Source organism: Enterococcus sp. HMSC078F03, assembly GCF_001811595.1.
Classification (GTDB): Bacteria; Bacillota; Bacilli; order Lactobacillales; family Enterococcaceae; genus Enterococcus; species Enterococcus faecalis.
The window spans coordinates 26,114-32,485 of the sequence record NZ_KV805528.1 but is presented as its reverse complement, the minus strand read 5'-3'; the positions used below and the strand labels follow the sequence as shown (position 1 = coordinate 32,485).

6 protein-coding genes are annotated in these 6,372 nt (G+C 26.0%); all 6 read right to left on the bottom strand.

Annotated elements, in window-relative coordinates:
* Window positions 1-201 precede the first annotated feature (201 nt).
* Genes HMPREF2810_RS00275 through HMPREF2810_RS00250 form a run of 6 tightly spaced genes read right to left on the bottom strand, consistent with a single transcriptional unit; the run spans window position 202 to window position 6,367 of the window.
* Window positions 202-426 (bottom strand): enterocin 96, encoded by a 225-nt coding sequence (locus HMPREF2810_RS00275; RefSeq protein WP_010715014.1) that lies wholly within the window; start codon window positions 424-426, stop codon window positions 202-204.
* A 44-nt stretch (window positions 427-470) separates the two neighbouring features.
* Complete coding sequence (locus HMPREF2810_RS00270; RefSeq protein WP_002382827.1) at window positions 471-965, bottom strand: DUF6568 family protein; 495 nt, start codon at window positions 963-965, stop codon at window positions 471-473.
* Window positions 966-972: 7 nt separating this feature from the next.
* On the bottom strand, window positions 973-1,377 hold the full coding sequence (locus tag HMPREF2810_RS00265; protein ID WP_002382826.1) for a thioredoxin family protein: 405 nt from the start codon (window positions 1,375-1,377) through the stop codon (window positions 973-975).
* Window positions 1,378-2,928 carry a hypothetical protein gene (locus HMPREF2810_RS00260; RefSeq protein WP_002382825.1) on the bottom strand — a complete coding sequence of 517 codons (1,551 nt, stop codon included), beginning with the start codon at window positions 2,926-2,928 and terminating at the stop codon, window positions 1,378-1,380. It abuts the gene before it with no gap.
* Window positions 2,928-5,030, bottom strand: coding sequence for a peptidase domain-containing ABC transporter (locus tag HMPREF2810_RS00255; protein WP_002382824.1), 2,103 nt, complete (start codon window positions 5,028-5,030; stop codon window positions 2,928-2,930). Before HMPREF2810_RS00255 ends, HMPREF2810_RS00260 begins: the two co-directional genes overlap by 1 nt.
* Window positions 5,027-6,367 carry a glycosyltransferase family 2 protein gene (locus HMPREF2810_RS00250; RefSeq protein ID WP_010715013.1) on the bottom strand — a complete coding sequence of 447 codons (1,341 nt, stop codon included), beginning with the start codon at window positions 6,365-6,367 and terminating at the stop codon, window positions 5,027-5,029. Before HMPREF2810_RS00250 ends, HMPREF2810_RS00255 begins: the two co-directional genes overlap by 4 nt.
* Window positions 6,368-6,372 lie beyond the last annotated feature (5 nt).

The window sequence follows — 6,372 nt, the reverse complement described above, 5'->3', positions numbered from 1 at the left end:
TCACTCCTTAAACTATAATAAAATCTACACAATAGCTATGCTTGAACTTATTTAATTTACTTATAAAAATTGATATGATATAGTTCGTCAAAGAAATCCTTTTCATTTTAATTATATCACAATATATTAATCTATAATATCTTTTACTCATTTTTTAATCACTTGATTAGTGGAGAGGACGGTTATTCTAATTAGAAATTTTTATTTACAATATTTTCTTACAATATCATTACAACCAGCTGGATCACTAGAGTCTCCACCTAATCGATTTAAAAGACTATGAATAGCATATGTTACTGCTTGTCCAGCACAACACGCCTTCATCAAGTTACAATCACGTTTGCTCATTCCACCAAATTGAGCATCAAGTTCATCAATTGTTACAGCATTTACTACACCATTTTCTAATAATTTTTTATTTAACATAGTATTATCTCCTTTCGTCCTCTCCACTAATCAAGTGATATAAATTATTTTTCTATTTTTGAAACGAAATTATCAAAATCTTTCAAAACAGTCCCATTTTCTGGTGTCCACTGAACAATGAATTTGGGTTTTTGCTTATTTTTTCTTTCATCATATTCGTACTTTGCTAAAGTAGGTGTATATTTAATTCCATATTTTTGTTTAAATTTTTCCCATAATTGTTTGTCTTTTCTAACTTCAATAAGATTTACATAAATAAGTTTGTCATAAACTTTATACTTATCAATTGATTTAATGAGGTTTGGATCAAATTCATTACAATCTGAACAATCTGGCCTACCAAAATATACATAGGCAGTTTTATGTTTTTTTAAGTATCCATCCAAGTTATTTGAAGTAATTGTATTTATCTTTAATGCAATTGGATCTACGGTAACTTCTAATTCCTTTGTCCTGTCTTTGAATTGAAGAAAACAAGCAATTCCTATAGAAACTGCTGTAAACCCTATAATTAACAATATAACAGTCTTTTTATTCATTCCTACTTCACTCCTTTATCAAAGATTCTTCCAGTAATTCATATGAAGATACTCCTTCTAATCGTTTATACACTTTTCCTTCTTTGATAATAATTACAGTAGGAGTCTGTGTTATATTTAATTGATCTAAAAGTAAATTACTTTCTTTATTCTTCTCTTCTATGTCTACGCCATATACTAATAAATTTTTGTCTTTAATTACCTTATTCAAGTCTTTTTTTTGTACATTACATGGTTGGCAACCTTTTTTAAAAAAATAGATATTCAAGTCTTTATTTTGAGAAATCTTGTTCTCAATACTCTCAGAATCTGTTATTTTATATTCAATCTCTTCTTTATTTAATGAATACAATTGCCAGAAAAATATTAAAACAAACAGACCTACTACTAACCCACCAATCATCTTTTTCATTTATTCTTCGCTCCTTCTATAAAAATCCCCATCATCAATACTAATTTCATAGTAACCATCGACTTCTTCTTTTCTATAAGTAAATACAATTACAGTAGAATAATGTTGCTTTAACAAACTTAAACAACTTAAAAAATTTTTTTCATCTAAATCATCAAGAAATTGATCCAATATTATATAGTCAGTATTTTCCATTATAGAGATTGCGAGTATCAATAATTTTTTTTCAGAAGTTGATATATTCTGGTTAAAAATAGTTTTTTTGAAGTCTAGGTCATTAATTGAAACGCCTACTTTCTCGACAAAATCTTTTATATCTTTATCAAAAAAAATACCTTCTCCCTTTAACCCTTTATTTATAACAAAATTATATTTTTCAGTGTTTAAATCATTTGAAAGATATACACCTGAAGTTTGATTAACTAAGTAATTATAAATAAATTTTGCATTGATACTTTTAAATGAACTATTGTTTCCAGTGACTTTTACATAATTTAGATCTAGTATTCTCTTGTAATTGCTAACTAGTTGCGGCTGCATATTAGTTAATGCGGGAGATATTGATTGGATACGATACATTTTGTACAGGTGTATTAAGCTCTTTACTATGAAAAAAATATTCAAAATTGCCATCTGAAATACAATAAAAGTTAAAACAGCACTATACGTAGTAATTCCTTTTATAATTAAAACGCTATTTATAAATAAGAAAATACTAGTAATTACTGAAAACAATATAGCTTTTAACATCTTTCCAGATTTTTTCTTATCTTCATAAATCCTCCCTACAGACGAGAAAATCTCTTTTATTAGTAAAAAAGTACCCACTAAAACTACCATTAACACTGTTTTATAATCTATGATAGCTATGCTATAGATTGAAAAAATTGATATACACAAAGACGATATCACTATTCCATAAAAACCATCACTTACGATATTTTTGTATTTCACACAGATTTTAATACTTAAGATTAATACTATACTTAGCAATGCAAAAATTAAAAGAATTGCAATAGCTAAATAGTTAGTTTGATTAAAATCTATTACAAATTTTTTTAATAGTTCTAAAACTGTAGATAGTGCAAGTAGAGCTATAAATATTAATATTATATTTAAGGAAGTTTGTATATTTTTTTTTAAAGTTTGACTATTGTTATTTACACTAAAAAATGTTATTAATGACTCTTTTTTACATATTTCAATAACTTTGATTCTAAATAGTAATATTTTTTTTATATTTGTTTTTAAATCGACTTTTCGTTTTTTTTCATCTAGAATGACTTTTCCATCTCTGGTTAGTTCAACAACACCCAGAAACAGTTCTTCTTTATTACTATTCCATAATAATATCGGCCCCTGACCATGATTTTTATCAATATCAAAATCAGAAATAATAACTTTATCTGCAACTTTTCTTAAATCATTTTCTAGTGTTTCTGAAGTTAAGTTCTTATTTAATTTATGGATCAATGTGTATAATTTATCGGAATAAATTTCTCTAACATAGCTTTCCAAGAGCATATTTGCTTTCTTTTGTAACACTATCATCACATCCAACTATTTTTGATATCGTAATTTTCCATAGTAATATAATCAATATCTTTTGTTACACGATTTGAATGATCTATTACTATAAGTTTAATTCCCCATGAGTCAAATTTAGGTAAAATTCTATCCAAATACTCTTTATCCATATTTGAGAAGCCTTCATCTACAAGTAAAATATCAGGTCTCTTTAAAATACCTCTAAACAAGGCTAGCTTTTGTTTTTGTCCAGAAGATAAGCATTTTATTGCAGCTTCTCCAGGAAAGTTTATACCTAAAGGTAGATCGTCTAATATTTTGTTTATTTCAAAATCTCTTATCAACTTATTAAATATACTATTCGGAACTTTATGTCCCAATAATAAATTATCTCTAATTGTACCTTCTAAAAATTTAGGATTGGGCTCTACAAACACTAATTTTGATCGTAGACAGTCCAAGTTGATTTTTTTTATGTCAATATTATTAATTAGAATCTGTCCCCTATAGTCATCATCTAATCTTACTAAAGACTTAATTAATGTAGATTTACCTGAACCATTTTCACCTCGTATTGAAAGATTTTTCCCTCTATAGATTTCACAGTTAACAGTGTCGAGTAATAAAGTATCTCCTTTTTTTATGGAAACACGTTTACATCTTATTGATTCTATTTTCTTGTCTAAAATTATTTCCCCGCATACATTCTCATTTTCCATATTTATTAATATAGATTCAATCCTATGACTAGCCACCTGCATCGATTCATATTGCGCTTGAAACGACCCAAATTGATTTAGGGATGATACTACTATTCCTGATAATGAAATTAATACTGTTAAATTTCCTAAATTTATACTATTCTTTAATACTAATAAGCTGCCTATAGCTATCAATATTACTGTCCCAACAGTATTGAATAAACTTAAAAAAACATTACTATTTGTACCAAAAAATTGTAGTTTTTTATTATTAGTAATAAATTTATTTATTTTATCTAAGACTTTCTCACTAAAGTATTTATCAGCATTTAAAGCCCTAAATTCTTCTAATCCATCAATAAAAGTAATTAATTTTTTCTGAAAATCAGTATTGGATTTAGATATTGTGTACCCAAAATGATAGATTTTTGGATAAATATATGCAAAAAACAATATTACTACTGCAGAAATAACTACAAGATAAATCGCCATAACCTTACTAAAGTAAAACAATGTTATTATCGAGAAAACATACATACAAAAGTTTAGAAGTACGCTTATGAAAAAGTTCATCACATCGTTACTAACTTGTAAGATATCGGAAATTCTAGATACAAATTCTCCTGAACTATTTAACTGAAAATATTTTGGATGAATAGTTAACATTTTATTTATATACTTTTTGAATAATTGTGTTTCAAAAGCAAATGTTCCTTTTATAACTAGAATATTTTTGAAATAGCTAACTACTACTTGTACTAAAGCTAATACAATAAAACCTATAGATATACTTTGAATAAGAAAAGTTTTTTCTTGCAAAGGAATATTTTTTTCAAGAATATTTATATTTTTACCTAAATTAAATGATAGATAAGTACTTAACAAACTAACAATTATAGAAAAGAACATTACTAACGAAAATATTTTTAAATTTCTTTTTATAAACTTCCCATAAAATCTTACTTTTTTGGGGCTGCGATTTAAAAAAATATTTTTTGGTTTTTCTACAAATAAATAACTAATAGCTCTTTTTTCAATCTGTTTATTATTTATCCATTCTTTTTTAGTATGTGTAGGATCTGAAACAAGTATTCTTTTCTTACCAATATGCCAGATTACTACAAAATGATTAATAATTTCCTCCTCTTCAAGAAAGACAATTGCTGGCAGTGAGTTATTAATCATTTCCCTATTTTCTTTGTTTAACCTATTAATTTTAGATATATTTACTATTTCTGGGTTTGCATCTACTTTTGAAAAAAATTTTTCCATAGCTTTTAATGATATTCCTATCATTCCATAGCCAGTTTCTTCTTGGATATATCTTCTATCTATATTAATATTATAGAATTTACATATCATTTCTATGCATGCAACACCACAATCTTGTATACTATCTTGCATTACATGAGGTCTCTTAATCATGATTCATTCTCCCGATACTTATTTATTAACATTTTGTATTCATCAGGAATCTCTAATTCAGAAAAATAGTTAGCTAAATCTAATTTTAAAAAGTATTGATATGAATAATCATAAGACTTAACATCAAAAAGTAATCCTGAAATTAATAAATCATAGTGTAATAAATTACACCCTATTTGGCTATATTGATCATATTCATTATTTTTTCTAAATTGAATTACTTCTTTTAAAAATTCAAATTGTTGTTCATACAAACTATGCTGTTTATTTAAAAATTTGTAAAAAGTAACATCAGAAGAGTTAGGTAGCATTTTTTCTAACACCTCTATACATTTACTTGCAAGTGAGCTTTTCCCATCAATTATATATTTCTTAGTAATAAGAAATAGGATTAAATGAGTATAGTTTGTAAGTAGGATATTCTCATATGATATACTTTCATCCATATTCTTTATTAAAAATGGAAGTAGAATTTTTTCAAAATCAATGTTGGAATTTATAGAAAATGAATCTCTACAATACAAGTATGCCCATCTAACATTGTCTGGCTCTTTTTCTAACATCTTAGCTAGTAGCCTTATGTTTCTTTCACACTTCTCTTTCCTAAGTATTTCTTTGTAACCGTCATGGAAAAAAGTAATCTCACTTTCAACGTTAAAAATTGGATCTAATCCTTTGTTGTTCCTCAACTCTTCATGTATTAGACCATAATACTTAATTTTATTATTGTTTCTAAATAATCGACTTTGGCCATGTGTGATAACATTATCTAATTGATATATTGCACAACTAACTCTTAATGAATCTTTAAATTTAAACCTGTCTAACATATCTATTAAGAGCCTTAATTTGATAAGCTCATCTGAAGATACATATTCATCTGCATCAATAATTAATATCCATTCTTTACTTGCTTTTTGTATTGAATAATTTCTCGCATCTGAAAAATCATCTTGCCAAGTATAATCAAATATTTTTACTTTTTCGCTTGCTATTTCTTTTACTATTTTTTTTGTCGAATCAATTGATCCTGTATCAATAAATATAATTTCATCTGAAAATTCATAGATACTATTAATACATTTTCTTATTGAATCCTGTTCATTCTTAGCAATAATACATACAGATACTTCTGCGTGAGTTTTTAAAGATAATTCTTTTAAATTTTTAGAGTAACTGACAGTTTCCTTTAATTCGTTGGGGAACTTTAGCCCTTTTAAAATTTGTAACCATAATTCTGTTACATCTTTATTCTCTTGGTTCGTTAAAGTATACTTATTTTTATTAAATACCTCTACATTAAACCAGTCATTAGCAATAAAATTTTCAGAATACATTATCT